Below are 22,148 nucleotides of genomic sequence, written 5' to 3'. Positions count from 1 at the left end.
TGACTTTCAGATCCATCCGGCTTGCAGCATATTTGTTGTTGGCCGACCGGATATGAAGGTTGGGGCTTTGCCTTGACTGGGGGCAGGATCCTCTTTAGACTCTTGTACCCCTAAATTTGGCGGGACGCATGTCCTGCCATTTTGCTTTTCTTGCAAGACAATAGCGTCGCAAGACAACAGTGGAGCTAGTAGATGGCAACTATCAACCAGCTGGTACGTCAGCCGCGTAAGCGTATCGTCGAGAAATCCGACGTGCCTGCGCTGCAGAACTGCCCGCAACGTCGTGGCGTATGCACTCGCGTGTATACCACTACGCCGAAAAAACCTAACTCGGCACTGCGTAAAGTATGCCGTGTGCGTCTGACCAACGGTTTCGAGGTTTCCTCGTACATCGGCGGTGAAGGCCACAACCTGCAAGAGCACAGCGTCGTTTTGATTCGTGGCGGCCGTGTAAAAGACTTGCCAGGTGTTCGTTATCACACCGTTCGCGGCTCCCTGGATACCTCCGGCGTCAAAGGTCGTAACCAAGGTCGTTCGAAGTACGGTACCAAGAAGCCTAAGTAGTAGCGGCTTTTTGTAAACACTGAATTATCTATTTTTCTGAGTCGATAAGAGTAAGGTCGGAGGCGCCCCGCAACGGGCACTGATTCCGAGCGAACCTGAAGACCGTTTGAGGGCTTATCCATGCCAAGAAGACGCGTAGCAGCCAAGCGCGAAGTGCTTGACGATCCAAAATACGGCAGCCAGATTCTGGCCAAGTTCATGAACCACGTGATGGAAAGCGGCAAAAAAGCCGTTGCCGAGCGTATCGTTTATGGCGCGCTGGAAAAGGTTAAAGAACGCAAGAACAGCGATCCCCTGGAAATCTTCGAGAAAGCTCTCGACGCCATCGCTCCGCTGGTCGAAGTAAAGTCGCGCCGTGTAGGCGGTGCTACTTACCAGGTTCCGGTCGAAGTTCGTCCGTCCCGTCGTAATGCTCTGGCAATGCGTTGGCTGGTAGACTTCGCGCGCAAGCGCGGTGAGAAGTCTATGGCTCTGCGTTTGGCTGGCGAACTGTTGGACGCCGCTGAAGGTAAAGGTGCTGCAGTTAAGAAGCGTGAAGACGTGCACCGTATGGCTGAAGCCAACAAAGCTTTCTCGCACTACCGCTTCTAATCACAGCGTCACTAATTTTGCGAGGGCTTTATGGCTCGTACTACACCGATCAATCGCTACCGTAACATTGGTATCGTTGCTCACGTGGATGCTGGTAAAACCACCACCACCGAGCGCGTCCTTTTTTACACCGGCAAAAGCCACAAAATGGGCGAGGTGCATGATGGCGCCGCGACCACGGACTGGATGGTGCAGGAGCAGGAGCGTGGTATTACCATTACTTCTGCTGCTATCACTGCCTTTTGGCAGGGTTCCGAGAAGCAACACAAAGACCAATACCGTTTCAACGTTATTGACACCCCGGGCCACGTTGACTTCACCATTGAAGTTGAGCGTTCCCTCCGGGTGCTCGACGGCGCGGTCGTTGTGTTCTGTGGTACTTCGGGTGTTGAGCCTCAGTCCGAAACCGTATGGCGTCAAGCCAACAAATACGGTGTTCCGCGTCTTGTTTATGTCAACAAGATGGACCGTGCTGGCGCGGACTTCCTGCGCGTAATTGGTCAGATCAAGCAGCGCTTGGGTCACACCCCGGTGCCGATCCAGTTGGCCATTGGTGCTGAAGATAACTTCCAGGGTCAGATCGATCTGATGTCCATGGAGGCGGTCTACTGGAACGATTCTGACAAAGGCATGGTTCCACGTCGTGAGGCTATCCCTGCTGAGTTGCAGGAATTAGCTGATGAGTGGCGCGGCAATATGGTTGAAGCTGCGGCTGAAGCCAGTGAAGAGCTGATGAACAAGTACCTTGAAGGTGAAGAGCTCACCAACGAGGAAATCAAGGCTGCTCTGCGTCAGCGTACTATCGCTGGTGAGATCGTCTTGGCTGTTTGTGGTTCTTCTTTCAAGAACAAGGGTGTTCCCCTCGTTCTCGACGCCGTTATCGATTACCTGCCCGCGCCGGTCGATATTCCTGCCATCAAGGGTACTGACCCTGATGACGAGACTAAAGACCTGGAGCGTCATGCGGACGACAACGAGCCGTTCTCGGCTTTGGCGTTCAAAATCGCTACTGACCCATTCGTGGGTACTTTGACCTTTGTCCGGGTTTACTCGGGTGTGTTGGCCTCCGGCGACGGCGTGATCAACTCGGTTAAAGGCAAGAAAGAGCGCGTGGGTCGTATGGTGCAAATGCACGCAAACGCCCGCGAAGAGATCAAGGAAGTACGCGCTGGTGACATCGCGGCCTTGATCGGCATGAAGGACGTCACCACCGGTGAAACTTTGTGCAACGCTGACAAGCCAATCATCCTGGTTCGTATGGACTTCCCGGAGCCTGTTATTTCGGTTGCCGTTGAGCCAAAGACTAAGGATGACCAGGAAAAAATGGGTATCGCACTGGGTAAACTTGCTCAGGAAGACCCTTCTTTCCGCGTCAAAACTGATGAAGAGACTGGTCAGACGATCATCTCCGGCATGGGCGAGTTGCACCTGGACATCCTGGTTGATCGGATGCGCCGTGAGTTCAACGTCGAAGCCAACATCGGTAAGCCTCAGGTTTCCTATCGTGAGCGCATCACGAAGAACTGTGAAATCGAAGGCAAGTTCGTTCGTCAGTCCGGCGGTCGTGGCCAGTTCGGTCACTGCTGGATCCGTTTTGCTCCTGCTGACGAAGGTCAGGAAGGTCTGCAATTCGTGAACGAAGTAGTGGGTGGTGTGGTTCCTAAGGAATACATTCCGGCTATCCAGAAGGGTATCGAAGAGCAGATGAAGAACGGCGTTGTTGCCGGCTATCCGCTGATCGGCCTGAAGGCTACCGTGTTTGATGGTTCTTACCACGACGTCGACTCGAACGAGATGGCGTTTAAGGTGGCTGCTTCCATGGCGACCAAGCAACTGGCCCAGAAGGGTGGTGGTGAGTTGCTTGAGCCGATCATGGCTGTAGAGGTTGTTACGCCTGAAGACTATATGGGTGACGTAATGGGCGACCTTAACCGTCGTCGCGGCATGATCCTGGGTATGGAAGATACGGTGTCCGGCAAGGTAATTCGCGCTGAGGTTCCGTTGGGTGAAATGTTCGGTTATGCGACCGACGTTCGTTCCATGTCTCAAGGTCGCGCAAGCTACTCTATGGAATTCAAAAAATACAATACAGCTCCGTCGCACATCGTCGAAACTGTAACCAAAAAACAAGGCTGATTCAGCGCCTTTAGGCTAGGAGTTATTTGTCGTGGCTAAAGAAAAATTTGAACGTAACAAACCGCACGTCAACGTTGGCACTATCGGTCACGTTGACCACGGTAAAACCACTCTGACTGCTGCTTTGACTCGCGTCTGCTCCGAAGTATTCGGTTCGGCTCGTGTTGACTTCGACAAGATCGACAGCGCACCAGAAGAAAAAGCTCGTGGTATCACCATCAACACCGCTCACGTTGAATACGATTCGGCCGTTCGCCACTACGCGCACGTTGACTGCCCAGGTCACGCCGACTACGTAAAAAACATGATCACCGGTGCTGCACAGATGGACGGCGCGATTCTGGTTTGTTCGGCTGCTGATGGTCCGATGCCTCAGACTCGTGAGCACATCCTGCTGTCCCGTCAGGTTGGCGTTCCATACATCGTTGTCTTCCTGAACAAGGCTGACATGGTTGATGACGCCGAGCTGCTGGAACTGGTTGAAATGGAAGTGCGTGACCTGCTCAGCACTTACGATTTCCCAGGTGACGACACTCCGATCATCATCGGTTCTGCTCTGATGGCTCTGAACGGCCAAGACGACAACGAGATGGGTACCACTGCGGTCAAGAAGCTGGTTGAAACTCTGGACACATACATTCCAGAGCCAGTTCGCGCGATCGACAAGCCGTTCCTGATGCCTATCGAAGACGTATTCTCGATCTCCGGTCGCGGTACTGTTGTTACTGGTCGTGTTGAGCGTGGCATCGTTAAGATCCAGGAAGAAGTGGAAATCGTGGGTCTGCGTGACACCACCAAGACTACTTGCACTGGCGTTGAGATGTTCCGCAAGCTGCTGGACGAAGGTCGTGCAGGTGAGAACTGCGGCGTTCTGCTGCGCGGCACCAAGCGTGACGACGTTGAGCGTGGCCAGGTTCTGGTCAAGCCAGGCACCGTTAAGCCGCACACTCAGTTCGAAGCTGAAATCTATGTTCTGAGCAAAGAAGAAGGCGGCCGTCATACTCCGTTCTTCAAAGGCTATCGTCCACAGTTCTACTTCCGTACTACCGACGTAACTGGTAGCTGCGAACTGCCGGAAGGCACCGAAATGGTTATGCCAGGTGATAACGTGAAAGTTTCCGTTACCCTGATCAAGCCTATCGCGATGGAAGATGGTCTGCGTTTCGCTATTCGTGAAGGCGGTCGTACCGTCGGCGCTGGCGTCGTAGCCAAAATCATTGCGTAAGCGATGATTTAAGAAAAAGCCCCCGCTTGCGGGGGCTTTTTTATTGGGTTGACACCCGGTTGGCCCGTCTATAGAATTGCGCCTCCTTTTAACGGGCGTATTGCGCTCGGTGGGAAGTAGCCTGGAGTCTGAAATCCAATGCAAAATCAGCAAATCCGTATCAGGTTGAAGGCTTTTGACCATCGCCTGATCGACCAATCAACCCAGGAAATCGTGGAAACCGCGAAACGTACTGGTGCTCAAGTGCGTGGTCCAATTCCACTGCCTACCCGTAAAGAGCGGTTCACCGTTCTGGTTTCTCCGCACGTCAACAAAGATGCGCGCGACCAGTATGAGATCCGTACTCACAAGCGTGTTCTGGACATCGTCCAGCCAACGGATAAAACCGTTGACGCGCTTATGAAGCTTGATCTTGCGGCCGGTGTGGAAGTGCAGATCAGCCTCGGCTAAGACTTGGGTCTTAGTCGTGTAACGCTCTGAAATGGGCGGCCATAGCGGGTGAAAGCCCCGTACACTCATGAGGTTTACAACATGACTATTGGTGTAGTCGGTCGTAAATGCGGTATGACCCGTATTTTCACCGAAGAAGGTGTCTCCATTCCGGTTACGGTCATTGAGATCGAGCCGAATCGCGTCACCCAGTTCAAAACCGAAGAAACTGATGGCTACCGTGCAGTGCAAGTCACTGTAGGTGAGCGTCGTGCTTCGCGCGTGACTGCTGCTCAAGCTGGTCACTTCGCTAAGGCGAACGTTGCCGCAGGTCGCGGTGTTTGGGAATTCCGTCTTGAAGAAGGCGATTACCAGGCTGGCGATCTGATCAATGCTGAAATCTTCGCTGCTGGTCAGATGGTCGATGTGACCGGTCAGTCCAAAGGTAAAGGTTTCCAGGGTACGATCAAACGCCACAATTTCCGTGGCCAAGATAATACTCACGGTAACTCCGTCTCCCACCGCGTCCCTGGCTCTATCGGCCAGTGCCAGACTCCTGGTCGTGTATTCAAGGGCAAGAAAATGTCCGGTCATATGGGCGCTGAGCGCGTGACCGTGCAGTCCTTGGAAGTGGTGCGCGTGGACGCTGAACGCAATCTGTTGCTGGTCAAAGGTGCTGTTCCTGGCGCTACTGGCGGTAACTTGGTTGTACGTCCAGCAGCCAAGGCTCGCGGTTAAGGGGAAGCTGACATGCAATTAAATGTAAATGACGCTCAAGCAATCGAAGTTTCCGAACTGACATTTGGCGGCGAATTCAACGAGACGCTGGTTCACCAAGCAGTCGTGGCCTACATGGCTGGCGGCCGTCAGGGTAGCAAGCAGCAAAAGACTCGTTCCGACGTTTCTGGTGGCGGTAAACGCCCTTGGCGTCAGAAGGGTACTGGCCGTGCTCGTGCCGGTACTATCCGTAGCCCGATTTGGCGTGGCGGCGGTACCACTTTCGCAGCTCGTCCACAGGACCACTCTCAGAAGCTCAACAAGAAGATGTATCGCGCAGCTCTGCGCTCCATTCTTGCTGAACTGGTTCGTACTGATCGTTTAGTCGTGGTTCAGGATTTCGCTGTTGAAGCACCGAAAACCAAAGATCTGCTGAATAAGCTGAATGACATGGGTCTGACTGACGTCTTGATAGTGTCTGACGCTGTTGACCAGAATCTGTACCTGGCTGCTCGCAACCTTCCGCACGTTGATGTACGTGATGTTCAAGGTTCCGATCCAGTTAGTCTGATCGCATACGACAAAGTGTTGATCACTGTGTCGGCCGTGAAGAAATTCGAGGAGCTGCTGGGATGAACCAGGAACGCGTATTTAAAGTTCTACTTGGCCCGCACGTTTCCGAGAAGGCCACGGTTCTGGCTGACAAGAAAGGCCAGTTTGTTTTCAAGGTTGCTACTGATGCAACCAAGCTGGAAATCAAGAAGGCCGTCGAAAGCCTGTTCAGCGTGAAAGTAGAGCGTGTTACTACCCTGAACGTTTTGGGTAAGAGCAAGCGCACTGCTCGCGGTCTGGGCAAGCGTAATGACTGGAAGAAGGCAGTTATCTCCCTTCAGCCAGGCCAAGATCTCGATTTCAGCAGCAGTGCTGAGTAAGGAAGGGGTGCATCATGGCAATCGTTAAATGCAAACCGACTTCCCCTGGCCGCCGTTTTGTGGTCAAGGTGGTCAACCAGGAGCTGCATAAAGGCGCTCCTCACGCACCGCTGCTCGAGAAAAAATCGAAGACTGGTGGTCGTAACAACAATGGCCGTATTACCACGCGTCACATCGGTGGTGGTCATAAGCAGCATTATCGTTTGGTCGACTTCCGTCGCAACGACAAAGATGGCATCGCAGCCACTGTTGAACGCATCGAATACGATCCGAACCGTACTGCTCACATTGCTTTGCTGCTGTACGCAGACGGTGAGCGCCGTTACATCATCGCACCTAAGGGTGTGAGTGCTGGCGACCAGCTTATTGCTGGTGCATTGGCTCCAATCAAGCCGGGCAACGCTCTTCAACTGCGCAACATTCCAGTTGGTAGCACGATTCACGGTATTGAATTGAAGCCGGGTAAAGGCGCACAAATCGCACGTTCTGCTGGTGCTTCGGCTCAGTTGATTGCGCGTGAAGGTGTCTATGTGACTCTGCGTCTTCGCTCCGGTGAGATGCGTAAAGTCCTGGCTGAATGCCGTGCAACGCTGGGCGAAGTCTCGAACTCCGAGCACAGCCTGCGTTCCTTGGGTAAAGCTGGTGCCAAGCGCTGGCGTGGCGTTCGCCCAACCGTTCGTGGTGTTGCCATGAACCCGGTTGACCACCCACATGGTGGTGGTGAAGGTCGTACCTCTGGTGGTCGTCATCCGGTATCGCCGTGGGGCTTCCCGACTAAGGGCGCGAAGACTCGTGGTAATAAGCGTACCGACAAAATGATCGTCCGTCGTCGCAAGTAAATAGAGGGATACGACAGTGCCACGTTCTCTGAAAAAAGGTCCTTTTATTGATCTTCACCTACTGAAGAAGATCGAAGTGGCGGCGGAAAAGAATGATCGCAAACCGGTGAAAACCTGGTCGCGCCGTTCGATGATCCTGCCACAAATGGTCGGTTTGACCATCGCTGTTCATAACGGTCGCCTACATGTCCCAGTTCTCGTTAGCGAAGACATGGTCGGCCACAAACTAGGCGAGTTTGCCGGTACCCGCACATATCGTGGGCACGTGGCAGACAAGAAAGCCAAGCGTTAAGGGGTAAGGAACGATGGAAGTAGCCGCTAAGTTGTCGGGCGCTCGAATCTCCGCCCAGAAAGCCCGCTTGGTCGCCGACCAGATCCGCGGGAAGAAGGTGGGCGAAGCGCTCAACCTGTTGGCTTTCAGCAGTAAGAAAGCCGCCGAGATCCTGAAAAAAGTGCTGGAGTCGGCCGTAGCCAACGCCGAGCATAACGAAGGCGCAGACGTTGATGACCTTAAGGTCTCCACCGTTTTCGTCAACGAAGGGCGTTCGCTGAAGCGAATCATGCCACGTGCCAAAGGCCGTGCTGATCGCATCGTCAAGCGGTCTTGCCATATCACTGTCAAGGTTGCTGACAAGTAACGGAGTCGAAGAGATGGGTCAGAAAGTACATCCCATTGGCATTCGCCTGGGAATCGTCAAGGAGCACACCTCCGTCTGGTACGCAGACGGTCGGACTTATGCGGACTATTTGTTCGCTGATCTGAAGGTGCGCGAGTATCTCCAAGACAAATTAAAAAGCGCGTCCGTAAGCCGTATCGATATCCATCGTCCGGCTCAAACTGCACGTATCACCATCCACACCGCTCGTCCCGGCATCGTGATCGGCAAGAAAGGTGAAGATGTTGAGAAACTGCGTCAGGACCTGACCAAGCAAATGGGTGTGCCTGTGCACATCAATATCGAAGAGATCCGCAAGCCGGAGCTTGACGGTATGCTGGTTGCGCAGAGCGTAGCTCAGCAGCTGGAGCGTCGCGTAATGTTCCGTCGCGCTATGAAGCGCGCAGTACAGAACGCAATGCGCATTGGTGCCAAAGGCATCAAAATCCAAGTGAGCGGTCGTCTCGGCGGTGCTGAAATCGCACGTACTGAATGGTATCGCGAAGGTCGTGTGCCACTGCACACCCTGCGTGCCGACATCGACTATGCCAACTACGAAGCTCACACCACATACGGTGTGATCGGTGTAAAGGTTTGGATCTTCAAAGGCGAAGTAATTGGTGGTCGCCAAGAAGAGCTGAAACCACAAGCACCAGCGCCTCGTAAAAAAGCTGCTAAGTAAGGGGTACGCCAAATGTTGCAACCAAAGCGTACGAAGTTCCGCAAGCAGATGACTGGCCATAACCGTGGCCTGGCATTGCGCGGTAGCAAAGTCAGCTTCGGCGAATATGCGCTGAAGTCTGTTGCTCGTGGTCGTCTCACCGCTCGTCAGATTGAGTCAGCGCGTCGTGCATTGACCCGTCACGTTAAGCGTGGCGGTAAAATCTGGATCCGTGTATTCCCGGACAAGCCTGTAACCAAGAAGCCACTCGAAGTTCGGATGGGTAAAGGTAAGGGTAACGTGGAGTACTGGGTTGCCCAGATCCAGCCAGGCAAAGTCCTGTATGAGATCGAAGGTGTGTCTGAAGAGTTGGCGCGTGAGGCTTTCGCCCTGGCTGCTGCAAAGCTGCCGCTCGCCACCTCCTTTGTTAAGCGGACGGTGATGTGATGAAAGCGAATGAACTTCGTGAAAAATCAGCACAGCAGCTGAACGAGCAACTGCTCGGCCTGCTGCGCGACCAGTTCAATCTGCGTATGCAGAAAGCAACTGGCCAGTTGGGGCAGTCTCACCTGCTCTCGCAAGTTAAGCGTGACATCGCTCGCGTGAAGACTGTGCTCAACCAGCAGGCAGGTAAGTAATCATGGCTGAAGCCGAAAAAACCGTCCGTACGCTGACTGGCCGTGTTGTCAGCGACAAGATGGACAAGACCATCACCGTTTTGATTGAGCGTCGCGTAAAGCACCCGATCTACGGTAAATACGTTAAGCGTTCGACTAAGCTGCACGCGCACGACGAAACCAATCAGTGCCACATCGGCGACAAGGTCACGATTCGTGAAACTCGTCCGATGGCCAAGACCAAATCTTGGGCCCTGGTTGATGTTCTCGAACGCGCTGTGGAAGTCTAAGGGCTAGGGGTCGGAGAAATTATATGATTCAGACTCAATCCATGCTCGATGTGGCCGATAACAGCGGCGCGCGCCGCGTTATGTGCATCAAGGTGCTTGGTGGCTCTCATCGTCGTTACGCTGGTATCGGTGACATCATCAAAGTAACCGTTAAGGAAGCAATTCCGCGCGGCAAGGTGAAGAAAGGTCAAGTGATGACTGCTGTTGTGGTCCGCACTCGCCATGGCGTTCGTCGTGCAGACGGCTCCATCATCCGCTTCGATGGCAACGCTGCTGTTCTGTTGAACAACAAGCAAGAGCCGATCGGCACCCGTATCTTTGGGCCAGTGACACGTGAACTTCGTACTGAGAAGTTCATGAAGATTGTCTCGCTCGCCCCAGAAGTGCTGTAAGGAGATCCGACATGCAAAAGATTCGTCGTGACGACGAGATCATCGTGATCGCCGGCAAAGACAAGGGTAAGCGCGGTAAGGTGCTCAAGGTTCTCGTCGACGACCGTTTGGTCGTTGGTGGGATCAACCTCGTGAAGCGTCATACCAAGCCTAATCCGGCTGCGGGCATTCAGGGCGGTATCATCGAAAAAGAAGCGCCATTGCACGCTTCTAACGTCGCCATTTTCAACGGCGCAACCAACAAGGCTGACCGCGTTGGTTTCAAAGTTGAAGAAGGCAAAAAAATTCGTGTCTTCAAGTCGACCCAAAAAGCGGTTGATGCTTGAACACTGCTAGGTAGAAGACCATGGCACGACTAAAAGAGATTTACCGGAAGGAAATCGCTCCGAAGCTTAAGGAAGAACTTAAGCTCGCGAACGTGATGGAAGTTCCGCGCGTTACTAAAATCACCCTGAACATGGGTTTGGGCGAAGCGATCGGTGACAAAAAAGTCATCGAGCACGCTGTAGCTGATTTGGAAAAGATCACCGGTCAAAAAGTTGTTGTGACTTATGCTCGGAAATCCATCGCAGGCTTTAAAGTCCGTGAGGGTTGGCCGATCGGCGTCAAAGTCACTCTGCGCCGCGACCGTATGTATGAATTCCTGGATCGTCTGCTGTCGATCTCCCTGCCTCGGGTTCGCGACTTCCGCGGCCTGAATGCCAAGTCCTTTGATGGTCGTGGTAACTACAGCATGGGCGTTAAAGAGCAGATCATTTTCCCGGAAATTGATTACGACAAGATCGATGCTCTGCGCGGTCTGGACATTACCCTGACCACCACTGCTCGTACGGACGACGAAGGCCGCGCATTGCTGCGCGCTTTCAAGTTCCCGTTCCGCAACTGATTGGAGTAGTTACCATGGCCAAGACGAGCATGAAAAATCGCGAGCTTAAGCGTCAGCTTACGGTCGCAAAGTACGCCAAAAAGCGTGCAGAATTGAAAGCCATCATCGTTGATCTGAACGCAAGTCCAGAAGCACGTTGGGAAGCTCAAGTAGCTCTGCAGAAGCAACCACGTGACGCAAGTGCTGCTCGCATGCGTAACCGTTGCCGTTTGACTGGCCGTCCACACGGCGTTTATCGCAAGTTCGGCCTTGGCCGTAACATGCTGCGTCAAGCAGCAATGCGTGGCGACGTGCCAGGTCTGGTTAAAGCCAGCTGGTAAGGCGTTATTCTTGGGTTTCGGCCACCGATTTCGGAAGAAATTGCTGGCTGTAACCTCTGAATCTGAATCAGGCCCCTTTTGGGGCTTGATTCATTTCTGGGGTGCGTCTAGAATTGCCGGCTCGCCAGAGCCCGTGTCTTCACGTGCACGGTATTTTTCGGCGAAAAGCTGTAGCCGCAAGGCTAATTAATTTTGTATCAGGAGCGTCTAGCCCATGAGTATGCAGGACCCGTTAGCGGACATGCTAACTCGTATCCGTAATGCCCAGATGGCTGAAAAGCCCGTCGTAAGCATGCCATCTTCCACGTTGAAGGTAGCTGTAGCTAAAGTCTTGAAAGACGAGGGTTACATTGCGGGTTATCAGATCAGCAGCGAAATCAAACCGTTGCTATCCATCGAGCTGAAATACTTCGAAGGCCGTCCGGTCATCGAGGAAGTGAAGCGCGTTAGCCGTCCAGGCCTGCGTCAGTACAAGTCCGTTGAGGAATTGCCAAAAGTTCGTGGCGGCCTCGGTGTGTCTATCGTCTCCACCAACAAAGGTGTGATGACGGATCGTGCTGCGCGCGCTGCCGGTGTCGGCGGCGAAGTTCTTTGCACTGTGTTCTAAGGGGGGATAAGCATGTCACGCGTAGCTAAGAACCCCGTTAAGTTGCCATCAGGCGTCGAAGTCAAACTCGTCGGCCAGCAGCTTTCGGTGAAGGGTGCCAAGGGCACTCTCGACCTGAACATTCATTCGTCCGTTGAGATTGTTGAAGAAGCTGGTGAGCTGCGTTTTGCTGCTCGCAATGGCGATCAACAAACTCGCGCAATGGCCGGTACCACTCGTGCGTTGGTAAACAACATGGTCCAAGGCGTAAGCCAAGGCTTCGAGCGTAAGCTCCAGCTGGTCGGTGTTGGTTACAAAGCGCAAGCTAAAGGCACGGTGCTGAACCTGGCTCTTGGCTTCTCGCACCCAGTGGATTACGAATTGCCGGAAGGCATCACCGCTGAGACGCCCAACCAAACTGATATCTTCATCCGAGGTATCGACAAGCAGTTGGTTGGTCAAGTGGCCGCTGAGATCCGCGACTTCCGCCGTCCTGAGCCATATAAAGGCAAAGGCGTGCGTTACGCAGACGAAGTCGTCCGTCGTAAAGAAGCCAAGAAGAAGTAGGGCATAGCAAATGACCGTCAAAAAAGTTACCCGACTGCGTCGCGCTCGCAAAGCACGCCTGAAAATGCACGAGCTCGAAGTCGTGCGTCTCTGCGTGTACCGCTCTTCGCAGCACATTTATGCCCAGGTCATTTCGGCCGACGGCAGCAAAGTCTTGGCGAATGCTTCGACTTTGGACAAAGAACTGCGTGATGGTGCCACTGGCAACATCGACGCGGCCACTAAGGTTGGCCAGCTGATTGCTGAGCGTGCGAAAGCCGCCGGTGTATCGCAAGTGGCTTTCGACCGTTCTGGCTTCAAGTACCACGGCCGCGTCAAGGCGCTGGCTGATGCTGCTCGTGAAGGCGGGCTGGAGTTCTAAGTTATGTCAAATAACGACCAAAAACGCGACGAAGGTTACATCGAGAAGCTGGTTCAAGTTAATCGTGTAGCCAAGACCGTCAAAGGCGGCCGTATCTTCACCTTCACCGCGTTGACCGTGGTAGGTGATGGCAAGGGCCGTGTTGGCTTCGGCCGTGGCAAGTCACGTGAAGTGCCTGCTGCGATCCAGAAGGCAATGGAAGCTGCACGCCGTAACATGATCCAGGTTGATCTGAACGGCACTACTCTGCAGTACGCAATTAAGTCTGCACATGGCGCTTCCAAGGTCTACATGCAGCCTGCGTCTGAAGGTACTGGCATCATTGCTGGCGGCGCAATGCGCGCAGTGCTGGAAGTTGCCGGCGTTCAAAACGTGTTGGCCAAGTGCTACGGTTCGACTAACCCGGTAAACGTGGTTCACGCTACGTTCAAGGGTTTGAAAACCATGCAGTCCCCTGAGTCCATTGCTGCCAAGCGCGGCTTGAACGTCAAGGAGATCTTCTGATCATGGCTACCGTTAAAGTCACGCTGATCAAAAGCATGACCGGCCGCATCCCTAATCACAAACTGTGCGTTAAGGGTTTGGGTCTGCGTCGCATCGGTCACACTGTAGAAGTTGTCGATACTCCTGAGAATCGCGGGATGATCAACAAGGCTTACTACATGCTGCGAGTCGAGGGTTAATCGATGAAACTCAATGATCTGAGTCCTGCGCCGGGTTCCCGTCGCGAGAAGCATCGTCCGGGCCGTGGTATCGGTAGCGGTTTGGGTAAGACTGGTGGCCGTGGCCACAAAGGTCAAAGCTCCCGTTCCGGTGGCACCATTGCTCCGGGCTTCGAAGGCGGCCAACAGCCGCTGCATCGTCGTCTGCCTAAGTTTGGTTTCGTCTCTTTGAAAGCTATGGATCGTGCAGAAGTTCGCACTTCCGAGCTGGCAAAAGTTGAAGGCGTTATCACTGTGCAGTCGTTGAAGGATGCCAACGTGATTAACCAAAATGTTCAGCGTGTGAAAATCATGCTGTCCGGTGAGGTTACTCGCGCGGTCACCTTAAAAGGTATCGCAGCCACCAAAGGTGCGCGTGCGGCTATCGAAGCAGCTGGCGGCAAGTTCGAGGAATAAATGGCTAAGCAAGGTGCTCTCTCAGCGCTCAGCAAAGGCGGGTTGTCCGAACTCTGGGCCCGGCTGCGTTTCCTGTTCCTGGCGATTATCGTCTATAGAATAGGTGCGCACATCCCAGTTCCAGGTATCAATCCGGACCGGCTGGCAGAACTGTTTCGACAGAATGAGGGGACCATTCTTAGCTTGTTCAACATGTTTTCCGGCGGTGCGCTGGAGCGAATGAGCATTTTTGCATTGGGGATCATGCCGTACATTTCGGCGTCGATCATCATGCAGCTCATGACCGCTGTCAGCCCACAGCTGGAGCAGTTGAAGAAGGAAGGTGAAGCTGGTCGTCGCAAGATTAGCCAGTACACCCGCTATGGCACCGTTATCCTGGCGCTGGTTCAAGCTATTGGCATGTCCATCGGCTTGGCTGGTCAGGGCGTTGCGTTCTCTGCAGACCTGGGCTTCCATTTTGTTGCAGTCACCACCTTTGTGGCCGGTGCGCTGTTCATGATGTGGCTGGGCGAGCAGATTACCGAGCGCGGTGTTGGTAACGGTATCTCGATGTTGATTTTTTCGGGTATCGTCGCCGGTCTTCCGAGAGCGATAGGGCAGTCTTTTGAGTCTGCACGTCAGGGCGATATCAACATTTTCGCATTGGTCGCTATCGGTTTGTTGGCAGTGGCGATTATCGGTTTCGTGGTGTTCATTGAGCGTGGTCAGCGACGTATTGCTGTTCACTACGCTAAGCGTCAGCAGGGCCGTAAGGTTTTTGCTGCGCAGACGAGCCATCTACCGTTGAAGGTGAACATGGCTGGTGTGATTCCAGCTATTTTCGCGAGCAGCATCTTGCTGTTCCCTGCTTCGTTGGGTGCCTGGTTTGGTCAGTCTGAAGGTATGGGCTGGTTGCAGGACATCTCGCAGTCGATCGCTCCTGGTCAGCCGTTGAATATTCTGCTGTTTAGTGCAGGGATTATTTTCTTCTGCTTCTTCTATACGGCGTTGATGTTCAATCCGAAAGACGTAGCGGAAAACCTGAAGAAGTCCGGTGCCTTTATTCCGGGTATCCGTCCTGGTGAGCAGTCTGCACGCTACATTGATGGTGTGCTGACGCGTTTGACCATGTTCGGTGCTCTCTATATGACGGCCGTGTGCTTGCTTCCCCAGTTCCTGGTGGTTGCAGCAAACGTACCGTTCTACCTTGGCGGGACCTCGTTGCTGATCGTGGTCGTGGTTGTGATGGACTTTATGTCGCAAGTGCAATCTCACCTCGTTTCGCACCAGTACGAATCCCTGATGAAGAAAGCCAACCTGAAGGGTTACGGCAGCGGCATGCTTCGCTGATGTACCCATAAGGTTCGAGGAGTTGGTGATGAAAGTTCGTGCATCGGTGAAAAAGCTGTGCCGTAACTGCAAGATTATTCGCCGCGAAGGTGTTGTTCGAGTAATTTGCAGCGCGGAACCACGTCACAAACAGCGCCAAGGCTGAGTGTGATCTGTGCTTAAGCCCAGCAGCTAGTGCGCTGCTGGGTTGATTATTTGTTATTACAGCGATATTATCTCGCGCCCTATTTCTTGGCTTCCGGGGCGTAGGTAGCTGTCAATTGGAGTCCCACTGAATGGCCCGTATTGCAGGCGTTAACATTCCAGATAACAAGCATACTGTTATCTCGCTGACCTACATCTATGGTGTTGGTCGCACTACCGCACAGAATATCTGTGCAACCACTGGGGTAAACCCAGCGGCGAAGATCAAAGATCTGAGCGACGAGCAGATTGAACAGCTGCGTGGCGAAGTGGCGAAGTTCACCACTGAAGGTGACCTGCGTCGCGAAATCAACATGAAAATCAAGCGCTTGATGGATTTGGGCTGCTACCGCGGTCTGCGCCATCGTCGTGGTCTTCCAGTACGCGGTCAGCGTACCAAGACCAACGCGCGTACTCGCAAAGGTCCGCGTAAGCCGATCCGCAAGTAATCGCACCAGCGCATCGACAGGAATTTAGTCATGGCAAAACCTGCTGCTCGTCCTCGTAAAAAAGTTAAAAAGACAGTGGTTGATGGCATCGCCCACATCCACGCGTCGTTTAACAACACAATCGTCACCATCACCGATCGTCAAGGTAACGCTCTCTCTTGGGCTACCTCCGGCGGCTCGGGTTTCCGCGGTTCACGCAAGTCCACTCCGTTTGCTGCTCAAGTAGCTGCTGAACGTGCTGGTCAAGCTGCGCTGGAATACGGTCTGAAGAACCTCGACGTTAACGTCAAAGGTCCAGGCCCAGGTCGTGAGTCCGCTGTCCGTGCTTTGAACGGCTGTGGCTATAAGATCGCCAGCATCACCGACGTGACGCCAATCCCGCACAACGGGTGCCGGCCGCCGAAGAAGCGCCGCGTGTAATCCAGGAGACTGTAAGAAATGGCTCGTTACATTGGTCCAAAATGCAAACTTGCTCGTCGTGAAGGCACCGATCTCTTTTTGAAGAGCGGCGTTCGCGCTATCGAATCCAAGTGCAACATCGAAGCAGCTCCAGGCATCCACGGTCAACGCCGCGGTCGCCAGTCCGATTACGGTACTCAGCTGCGTGAAAAACAGAAGGTTCGTCGTATCTACGGCGTTCTCGAGCGTCAATTCAGCGGTTATTACAAAGAAGCTGCCGGCAAGAAAGGCGCTACTGGTGAGAACCTGCTGCAACTGCTCGAATGCCGTCTGGACAACGTCGTATACCGTATGGGTTTTGGCTCTACTCGTGCCGAATCTCGTCAGCTGGTATCGCACAAGTCGGTTAGCGTAAACGGCAAAACCGTTAACGTTCCTTCCTACCAGGTTCGTGCTGGTGACGTAGTGGCTATTCGTGAAAAAGCGAAGAACCAACTGCGTATTGTGCAGGCTCTCGATCTGTGTGCCCAACGTGGCCGCGTAGAATGGGTAGAAGTAGACACTGAGAAAAAATCTGGCGTCTTCAAAAGCGTTCCAGCTCGCAGTGATCTGTCCGCCGACATCAACGAAAGCCTGATTGTCGAGCTCTACTCCAAGTAAGGGCTAGAAAATAGGTGCATCCATGCAGATTTCGGTAAATGAGTTCCTGACACCCCGCCACATTGATGTGCAGGTTGTCAGTCCAACCCGCGCCAAAATCACGCTCGAGCCTCTCGAGCGTGGTTTCGGCCATACCCTGGGCAACGCGCTGCGCCGCATCCTGTTGTCCTCCATGCCCGGCTGTGCAGTAGTCGAGGCCGAGATTGACGGTGTACTCCATGAGTACAGCGCCATCGAAGGTGTACAGGAAGATGTCATTGAAATCCTGTTGAACCTTAAAGGTCTGGCTATCAAGCTGCACGGTCGAGACGAAGTTACGCTGACCTTGTCGAAGAAGGGTTCGGGGGTGGTTACCGCTGCCGATATTCAGCTGGATCACGATGTCGAGATCGTTAACCCCGATCACGTAATCGCTAACCTGGCGTCTAACGGCGCCCTGAACATGAAGCTCGTTGTAGCTCGTGGTCGCGGTTATGAACCAGCAGATTCGCGTCAGAGCGATGAAGATGAAAGCCGCAGCATCGGTCGCTTGCAGCTCGATTCCTCGTTCAGCCCGGTCCGTCGTATCGCATACGTGGTGGAAAACGCCCGTGTCGAACAGCGTACCAACTTAGACAAGCTGGTTATTGATCTGGAAACCAACGGTACTCTGGATCCTGAAGAGGCAATCCGTCGTGCAGCAACCATTCTGCAACAGCAGTTGGCTGCGTTCGTCGACCTCAAAGGTGACAGCGAACCAGTGGTAGTCGAACAGGAAGACGAGATCGATCCGATCCTGCTTCGTCCGGTTGACGATTTGGAACTGACCGTACGTTCGGCCAACTGCCTTAAGGCGGAGAACATTTACTACATCGGCGACCTGATTCAGCGCACCGAAGTAGAACTGTTGAAGACTCCGAACCTAGGCAAGAAATCCTTGACCGAAATCAAGGACGTTCTGGCTTCTCGTGGTCTCTCCCTCGGCATGCGCCTGGATAACTGGCCGCCGGCAAGTCTTAAGAAGGACGACAAGGCTACGGCCTGATCGTCGTAATCACCGAACGTGAGTTTGGTAAGGAATGAACCATGCGTCATCGTAAAAGTGGACGTCACCTGAGCCGTACCAGCTCGCACCGCAAGGCCATGTTTCAAAACATGGCGGTGTCGCTGTTCGAGCACGAGCTGATCAAGACTACCCTGCCGAAAGCCAAAGAACTGCGTCGCGTTGCTGAGCCGCTGATCACCTTGGCTAAGGAAGACAGCGTAGCTAATCGCCGTTTGGCTTTCGACCGTACTCGTTCGAAAGAAATCGTCGGTAAGCTGTTCAACGATCTGGGCAAACGCTATGCAACCCGTCAGGGCGGCTATCTGCGTATCCTCAAGTGCGGTTTCCGCACTGGCGACAACGCGCCTATGGCGTACGTCGAGCTGGTTGATCGTCCTGTCGGTGGTTCTGTAGAAGCCGCTGAATAAGACATGAGTCTTACGAAGAACCGGGCCTAGTGCCCGGTTTTTTGTTTTCTGGATTTGGGATTCAAAAAGTTTTAAATCTCAAAGTTGCTGATTTATTGTGCTAACTCGTAGTGATAAACGGAAGCTTCCTCATTTGCCGGCATTTTCGACACCAAATGTCAGATTTTCACCACATTTCTTCCTCTTTTTGCCTATGGTGAAGTGACCTCTTCGCTTGCATGGTTCAGACTATGCCTTTCACGAGGAGAAGTGCGGCGATGCTAGGCCACCCGGATGTAATCGATTATCTCAACACGTTGCTGACAGGTGAGCTTGCAGCGCGTGACCAATATTTCGTCCACTCACGGATGTATGAGGATTGGGGTTTCGGCAAGCTTTACGAGCGTATCAATCACGAGATGGAAGAAGAGGCACAGCATGCTGATGCGTTGATGCGCCGGATTCTGATGCTTGAAGGTACGCCCCGTATGCGCCCGGATGACTTGGATGTGGGCACGACGGTGCCTGAGATGCTCGCCAGCGATCTACGCTTGGAATACAAAGTGCGTGCCGCACTCTGCAAAGGTATTGAGCTCTGCGAGCTGCACAGGGATTACGTCAGTCGCGAGATTTTGCGCATTCAGCTGGCTGATACGGAGGAAGATCACACCTATTGGCTTGAGAAACAGCTGGGGTTGATCAAATCCATCGGTTTGGAAAATTATCTGCAGTCGCAATTCTGATTCACTGGTTACAAAAAAGCCCCTGTCGCGTATTCCACGATAGGGGCTTTTTCATTTCACAGACTCAGCGTTTCAAGCTCGGTCTCGCTCGAGCAACGGTTTTAGGTAATGACCGGTGTACGATTGCTTCATCTCCGCAACCTGCTCCGGTGTACCGGTGGCAATGATCTGCCCACCTTTAGAACCGCCTTCTGGACCTAAGTCCACCAACCAGTCCGCTGTCTTGATTACGTCCAGATTGTGTTCGATCACGACGACAGTGTTGCCGTGGTCGCGCAGGCGATGCAGCACGTCCAGCAATTGCTGAATATCCGCGAAATGCAGCCCGGTGGTTGGCTCATCAAGGATATACAGGGTTTTGCCGGTATCTCGTTTGGAGAGCTCACGAGACAGCTTGACCCGCTGCGCTTCACCACCGGACAACGTCGTGGCTGACTGACCAAGTTTGATGTAGGACAGCCCGACATCCATGAGCGTTTGCAGCTTACGCGCCAGTGCAGGAACGGCGTCGAAGAAGGTCCGCGCTTCTTCGATGGTCATTTCCAGCACTTCGTGGACGTTCTTGCCCTTGTACTTGATCTCAAGAGTTTCACGGTTGTAGCGCTTGCTCTTGCACACGTCACAGGGGACGTAGATATCAGGCAAGAAGTGCATTTCAACCTTGATCAGACCATCGCCCTGGCAAGCCTCACACCGACCGCCTTTCACGTTAAACGAGAAACGACCCGGTCCATACCCGCGTGAGCGTGACTCAGGCACACCCGAGAAAAGCTCGCGAATCGGCGTAAACAGCCCTGTGTACGTCGCCGGATTCGAGCGCGGTGTGCGGCCAATCGGGCTTTGATCGATGTCTACCACTTTGTCCAGATGCTGCAGGCCATCGATGCTGTCATGGGCTGAGGCTTCCAGCGTCGTTGCACCGTTGAGCGCCGTAGCGCTGAGCGGGAAAAGCGTGTTGTTGATGAGTGTCGACTTGCCCGAGCCTGAAACGCCCGTGACGCACGTCAGCAAGCCGATCGGGATTTCCAGATCGACGTTGCGCAGGTTGTTGCCGCGTGCGCCCTTGAGCTTCAGTGACAGTTTCTTGTTGCGTGGAGTGCGCTTGGCAGGCACTGCGATTTTGACGCGGCCTGAGAGGTACTTGCCGGTCAGTGAGTCAGGATGCGACATGACCTCTGCCGGAGTGCCCTCAGCAACAATATGTCCGCCGTGGATACCGGCGCCCGGCCCGATGTCGACAACGTAGTCAGCCATGCGAATGGCATCCTCGTCGTGCTCCACCACGATGACCGTGTTGCCGATATCGCGTAGATGGCGAAGAGTGTCCAGCAGCCGGTCATTGTCCCGCTGGTGCAGGCCGATGGACGGCTCATCGAGAATGTACATCACGCCAACCAGGCCAGCGCCAATCTGACTGGCAAGACGAATACGCTGCGCCTCCCCACCAGACAACGTATCGGCACTGCGGTCGAGCGTCAGGTAATCAAGCCCGACGTTAACCAGAAACTGCAGTCGTTCACGAATCTCCTTGAGGATCTTGTCGGCAATTTCCCCTCGGCGACCAGTCAGCTTCAGTTTGCCGAAATAGTCAGTCGCATCGCCGATTGGCATGTTGGTAACGGCCGGGAGCGTTTTCTCCCCGACCCACACATGCCGAGCTTCCCGGCGCAGGCGCGTACCACGGCAATCCGGGCATGGCTGAGTGCTAAGGAACTTGGCCAGTTCTTCACGCACCGTTGTAGATTCGGTCTCTCGATAACGCCGCTCTAGATTCGGCACAATGCCTTCAAAAGGGTGCGCGCGCTTGACGATGTCGCCACGGTCGTTGAGATAACGGAAGTCAACGTTCTGCGAGCCGCTGCCATTGAGCAGGGTCTTCTGCTGGTCGGCTGGCAGCTCTTTGAACGGCACCTCAAGGCTAAAACCATAATGCTTGGCCAACGAGCCGAGCATCTGGAAGTAATAGACGTTTCGTCGATCCCAGCCGCGAATCGCCCCCTCTGCCAATGTCAGTTCGCCGTTGACCAGGCGCTTGATATCAAAAAACTGCTTAACCCCCAGACCGTCGCAGGTTGGGCAAGCGCCGGCCGGGTTGTTGAACGAAAACAGCTTTGGCTCAAGTTCGCTAATGGCATGGCCGCAGATGGGACAGGCAAAACGTGCGGAGAAGATAATCTCTTCGCCCGGCTCGTCGTCCATCGGTGCGACCAATGCAATGCCATCGGCCAGTTTCAGCGCGGTCTCGAAAGACTCGGCCAACCGCTGCTGCAGATCGGCCCGAACCTTGAAACGGTCGACGACGACATCAATGGAGTGCTTCTTCTGCTTGTCGAGCTTGGGAAGCTCATCGAGTTCGCACAGCCGGCCGTTGACCCGTGCTCGCACAAAACCCTGCGCGCGCAGCTCTTCAAATATGGCCAGGTGCTCGCCTTTGCGCTCACGGATAACCGGGGCCAGCAACATCAGCTTGCTGCCTTCCGGCTGCGCCATGACCAGGTCAACCATTTGGCTGACTGTCTGCGCTTCCAGCGGAATATCGTGGTCCGGGCAGCGCGGCTGACCCACACGGGCATAAAGCAGGCGCAGGTAGTCGTAGATCTCGGTGATCGTGCCGACGGTCGAGCGCGGGTTATGAGAAGTGGATTTTTGCTCGATGGAAATGGCTGGCGACAGACCTTCAATCGTGTCGACGTCGGGCTTTTCCATCATCGACAGGAACTGTCTGGCGTACGCGGACAGGGATTCGACGTAGCGTCGTTGCCCCTCGGCGTAAAGCGTGTCAAAAGCCAGCGACGATTTACCAGAACCGGAAAGCCCGGTAATGACGATCAGTTTGTCACGTGGCAGGGTGAGGTCGATATTCTTCAGGTTGTGGGTGCGGGCCCCACGAATCAGGATCTTGTCCAAAATGGCCTCGCGCGGCGGGCGTCGTAAAACGAAGGAGTATACGGTCAAATACTGGATGGATGCACACTATCAAATCACGCGACGCAGGCTCACATGAAGACTGCTTCATCTACGCGCGGCAAAGCGTCGCGTGTGTGCTGTACACCGATGGGACTGGTAG

34 protein-coding genes are annotated in these 22,148 nt (G+C 54.0%); 33 read left to right on the top strand and 1 reads right to left on the bottom strand.

The genetic code is table 11. The features are described from left to right. Positions 1–192: 192 nt before the first annotated feature. From rpsL to bfr, 33 genes are all read left to right on the top strand, one after another. Positions 193–564, top strand: coding sequence for a 30S ribosomal protein S12 (rpsL, locus tag ACWKWM_RS24390; RefSeq protein ID WP_002555494.1), 372 nt, complete (start codon positions 193–195; stop codon positions 562–564). 120 nt (positions 565–684) lie between these two features. Further along, a complete protein-coding gene (gene rpsG / locus ACWKWM_RS24385; protein ID WP_002555493.1) occupies positions 685–1,155 on the top strand; it encodes a 30S ribosomal protein S7 in 471 nt (156 codons plus the stop codon). A gap of 30 nt (positions 1,156–1,185) precedes the next feature. Beyond that, entirely contained in the window at positions 1,186–3,291 is a 2,106-nt protein-coding gene (gene fusA / locus ACWKWM_RS24380; protein WP_483848574.1) for an elongation factor G, read from the top strand. A 31-nt stretch (positions 3,292–3,322) separates the two neighbouring features. Beyond that, the gene (gene tuf, locus ACWKWM_RS24375) at positions 3,323–4,516 is read left to right on the top strand and encodes an elongation factor Tu (protein WP_483838100.1); all 1,194 of its coding nucleotides are present in this window, start codon (positions 3,323–3,325) and stop codon (positions 4,514–4,516) included. 138 nt (positions 4,517–4,654) lie between these two features. Next, entirely contained in the window at positions 4,655–4,966 is a 312-nt protein-coding gene (rpsJ, locus tag ACWKWM_RS24370; RefSeq protein WP_003186070.1) for a 30S ribosomal protein S10, read from the top strand. Positions 4,967–5,047: 81 nt separating this feature from the next. Next, positions 5,048–5,683: a 50S ribosomal protein L3 gene (gene rplC / locus ACWKWM_RS24365; protein ID WP_268798241.1), complete on the top strand. Its 636-nt coding sequence runs from the start codon at positions 5,048–5,050 to the stop codon at positions 5,681–5,683. A gap of 12 nt (positions 5,684–5,695) precedes the next feature. Next, a complete protein-coding gene (gene rplD, locus ACWKWM_RS24360; protein WP_483838101.1) occupies positions 5,696–6,298 on the top strand; it encodes a 50S ribosomal protein L4 in 603 nt (200 codons plus the stop codon). Next, the gene (rplW, locus tag ACWKWM_RS24355) at positions 6,295–6,594 is read left to right on the top strand and encodes a 50S ribosomal protein L23 (protein ID WP_002555488.1); all 300 of its coding nucleotides are present in this window, start codon (positions 6,295–6,297) and stop codon (positions 6,592–6,594) included. The genes rplD and rplW overlap by 4 nt, the downstream gene beginning before the upstream one ends. Before the next feature lie 14 nt (positions 6,595–6,608). Further along, complete coding sequence (gene rplB, locus ACWKWM_RS24350) at positions 6,609–7,433, top strand: 50S ribosomal protein L2 (RefSeq protein ID WP_483838102.1); 825 nt, start codon at positions 6,609–6,611, stop codon at positions 7,431–7,433. 16 nt (positions 7,434–7,449) lie between these two features. After that, positions 7,450–7,725 carry a 30S ribosomal protein S19 gene (gene rpsS / locus ACWKWM_RS24345; protein ID WP_426143576.1) on the top strand — a complete coding sequence of 92 codons (276 nt, stop codon included), beginning with the start codon at positions 7,450–7,452 and terminating at the stop codon, positions 7,723–7,725. 13 nt (positions 7,726–7,738) lie between these two features. Next, positions 7,739–8,071, top strand: coding sequence for a 50S ribosomal protein L22 (gene rplV, locus ACWKWM_RS24340; protein ID WP_002555485.1), 333 nt, complete (start codon positions 7,739–7,741; stop codon positions 8,069–8,071). Between the two features lie 13 nt (positions 8,072–8,084). Then, the gene (rpsC, locus tag ACWKWM_RS24335) at positions 8,085–8,771 is read left to right on the top strand and encodes a 30S ribosomal protein S3 (RefSeq protein WP_003176422.1); all 687 of its coding nucleotides are present in this window, start codon (positions 8,085–8,087) and stop codon (positions 8,769–8,771) included. Positions 8,772–8,783: 12 nt separating this feature from the next. Then, a complete protein-coding gene (gene rplP / locus ACWKWM_RS24330; RefSeq protein WP_027898303.1) occupies positions 8,784–9,197 on the top strand; it encodes a 50S ribosomal protein L16 in 414 nt (137 codons plus the stop codon). Continuing rightward, positions 9,197–9,388, top strand: coding sequence for a 50S ribosomal protein L29 (gene rpmC, locus ACWKWM_RS24325; RefSeq protein ID WP_002555481.1), 192 nt, complete (start codon positions 9,197–9,199; stop codon positions 9,386–9,388). The genes rplP and rpmC overlap by 1 nt, the downstream gene beginning before the upstream one ends. Before the next feature lie 2 nt (positions 9,389–9,390). Further along, the gene (rpsQ, locus tag ACWKWM_RS24320; protein WP_003194644.1) at positions 9,391–9,657 is read left to right on the top strand and encodes a 30S ribosomal protein S17; all 267 of its coding nucleotides are present in this window, start codon (positions 9,391–9,393) and stop codon (positions 9,655–9,657) included. Between the two features lie 23 nt (positions 9,658–9,680). After that, the gene (rplN, locus tag ACWKWM_RS24315; RefSeq protein ID WP_002555479.1) at positions 9,681–10,049 is read left to right on the top strand and encodes a 50S ribosomal protein L14; all 369 of its coding nucleotides are present in this window, start codon (positions 9,681–9,683) and stop codon (positions 10,047–10,049) included. An 11-nt stretch (positions 10,050–10,060) separates the two neighbouring features. Beyond that, a complete protein-coding gene (gene rplX / locus ACWKWM_RS24310) occupies positions 10,061–10,375 on the top strand; it encodes a 50S ribosomal protein L24 (protein WP_483838103.1) in 315 nt (104 codons plus the stop codon). Positions 10,376–10,395: 20 nt separating this feature from the next. Continuing rightward, positions 10,396–10,935, top strand: a complete 540-nt coding sequence (gene rplE, locus ACWKWM_RS24305) for a 50S ribosomal protein L5 (protein WP_397451125.1) — start codon at positions 10,396–10,398, stop codon at positions 10,933–10,935. Positions 10,936–10,949: 14 nt separating this feature from the next. After that, positions 10,950–11,255 carry a 30S ribosomal protein S14 gene (gene rpsN, locus ACWKWM_RS24300; protein WP_483838104.1) on the top strand — a complete coding sequence of 102 codons (306 nt, stop codon included), beginning with the start codon at positions 10,950–10,952 and terminating at the stop codon, positions 11,253–11,255. A gap of 214 nt (positions 11,256–11,469) precedes the next feature. Continuing rightward, on the top strand, positions 11,470–11,862 hold the full coding sequence (rpsH, locus tag ACWKWM_RS24295; RefSeq protein WP_349802591.1) for a 30S ribosomal protein S8: 393 nt from the start codon (positions 11,470–11,472) through the stop codon (positions 11,860–11,862). Positions 11,863–11,874: 12 nt separating this feature from the next. Then, on the top strand, positions 11,875–12,408 hold the full coding sequence (gene rplF, locus ACWKWM_RS24290; protein WP_032626504.1) for a 50S ribosomal protein L6: 534 nt from the start codon (positions 11,875–11,877) through the stop codon (positions 12,406–12,408). A gap of 10 nt (positions 12,409–12,418) precedes the next feature. Continuing rightward, complete coding sequence (gene rplR / locus ACWKWM_RS24285; protein WP_037017727.1) at positions 12,419–12,769, top strand: 50S ribosomal protein L18; 351 nt, start codon at positions 12,419–12,421, stop codon at positions 12,767–12,769. A 3-nt stretch (positions 12,770–12,772) separates the two neighbouring features. Continuing rightward, positions 12,773–13,273, top strand: a complete 501-nt coding sequence (rpsE, locus tag ACWKWM_RS24280) for a 30S ribosomal protein S5 (RefSeq protein WP_349802589.1) — start codon at positions 12,773–12,775, stop codon at positions 13,271–13,273. A gap of 2 nt (positions 13,274–13,275) precedes the next feature. After that, positions 13,276–13,452, top strand: a complete 177-nt coding sequence (gene rpmD / locus ACWKWM_RS24275) for a 50S ribosomal protein L30 (RefSeq protein ID WP_028621547.1) — start codon at positions 13,276–13,278, stop codon at positions 13,450–13,452. A gap of 3 nt (positions 13,453–13,455) precedes the next feature. Next, positions 13,456–13,887: a 50S ribosomal protein L15 gene (gene rplO, locus ACWKWM_RS24270; protein ID WP_483838105.1), complete on the top strand. Its 432-nt coding sequence runs from the start codon at positions 13,456–13,458 to the stop codon at positions 13,885–13,887. Beyond that, positions 13,888–15,216, top strand: coding sequence for a preprotein translocase subunit SecY (gene secY, locus ACWKWM_RS24265; RefSeq protein WP_483838106.1), 1,329 nt, complete (start codon positions 13,888–13,890; stop codon positions 15,214–15,216). A 28-nt stretch (positions 15,217–15,244) separates the two neighbouring features. Continuing rightward, positions 15,245–15,361 (top strand): 50S ribosomal protein L36, encoded by a 117-nt coding sequence (rpmJ, locus tag ACWKWM_RS24260; protein WP_002555468.1) that lies wholly within the window; start codon positions 15,245–15,247, stop codon positions 15,359–15,361. A gap of 130 nt (positions 15,362–15,491) precedes the next feature. Beyond that, on the top strand, positions 15,492–15,848 hold the full coding sequence (gene rpsM / locus ACWKWM_RS24255) for a 30S ribosomal protein S13 (RefSeq protein ID WP_483838107.1): 357 nt from the start codon (positions 15,492–15,494) through the stop codon (positions 15,846–15,848). A 30-nt stretch (positions 15,849–15,878) separates the two neighbouring features. Continuing rightward, on the top strand, positions 15,879–16,268 hold the full coding sequence (gene rpsK, locus ACWKWM_RS24250) for a 30S ribosomal protein S11 (RefSeq protein WP_002555466.1): 390 nt from the start codon (positions 15,879–15,881) through the stop codon (positions 16,266–16,268). An 18-nt stretch (positions 16,269–16,286) separates the two neighbouring features. Then, positions 16,287–16,907, top strand: coding sequence for a 30S ribosomal protein S4 (gene rpsD, locus ACWKWM_RS24245; protein WP_037017742.1), 621 nt, complete (start codon positions 16,287–16,289; stop codon positions 16,905–16,907). A 22-nt stretch (positions 16,908–16,929) separates the two neighbouring features. After that, the gene (locus ACWKWM_RS24240) at positions 16,930–17,931 is read left to right on the top strand and encodes a DNA-directed RNA polymerase subunit alpha (RefSeq protein ID WP_007970428.1); all 1,002 of its coding nucleotides are present in this window, start codon (positions 16,930–16,932) and stop codon (positions 17,929–17,931) included. Between the two features lie 41 nt (positions 17,932–17,972). Beyond that, a complete protein-coding gene (rplQ, locus tag ACWKWM_RS24235) occupies positions 17,973–18,359 on the top strand; it encodes a 50S ribosomal protein L17 (protein ID WP_004397026.1) in 387 nt (128 codons plus the stop codon). A gap of 257 nt (positions 18,360–18,616) precedes the next feature. Continuing rightward, positions 18,617–19,081: a bacterioferritin gene (bfr, locus tag ACWKWM_RS24230; RefSeq protein ID WP_483848573.1), complete on the top strand. Its 465-nt coding sequence runs from the start codon at positions 18,617–18,619 to the stop codon at positions 19,079–19,081. A 72-nt stretch (positions 19,082–19,153) separates the two neighbouring features. Here the strand turns inward: bfr and uvrA are convergent, their stop codons facing one another. After that, positions 19,154–21,988 (bottom strand): excinuclease ABC subunit UvrA, encoded by a 2,835-nt coding sequence (gene uvrA, locus ACWKWM_RS24225; protein ID WP_483848572.1) that lies wholly within the window; start codon positions 21,986–21,988, stop codon positions 19,154–19,156. Positions 21,989–22,148: the final 160 nt, after the last annotated feature.

This window comes from Pseudomonas rosaeacicularis, assembly GCF_057128745.1.
The sequence above is the reverse complement of the archived record's forward strand: the minus strand, read 5'-3'. Positions and strand labels throughout refer to the sequence as shown.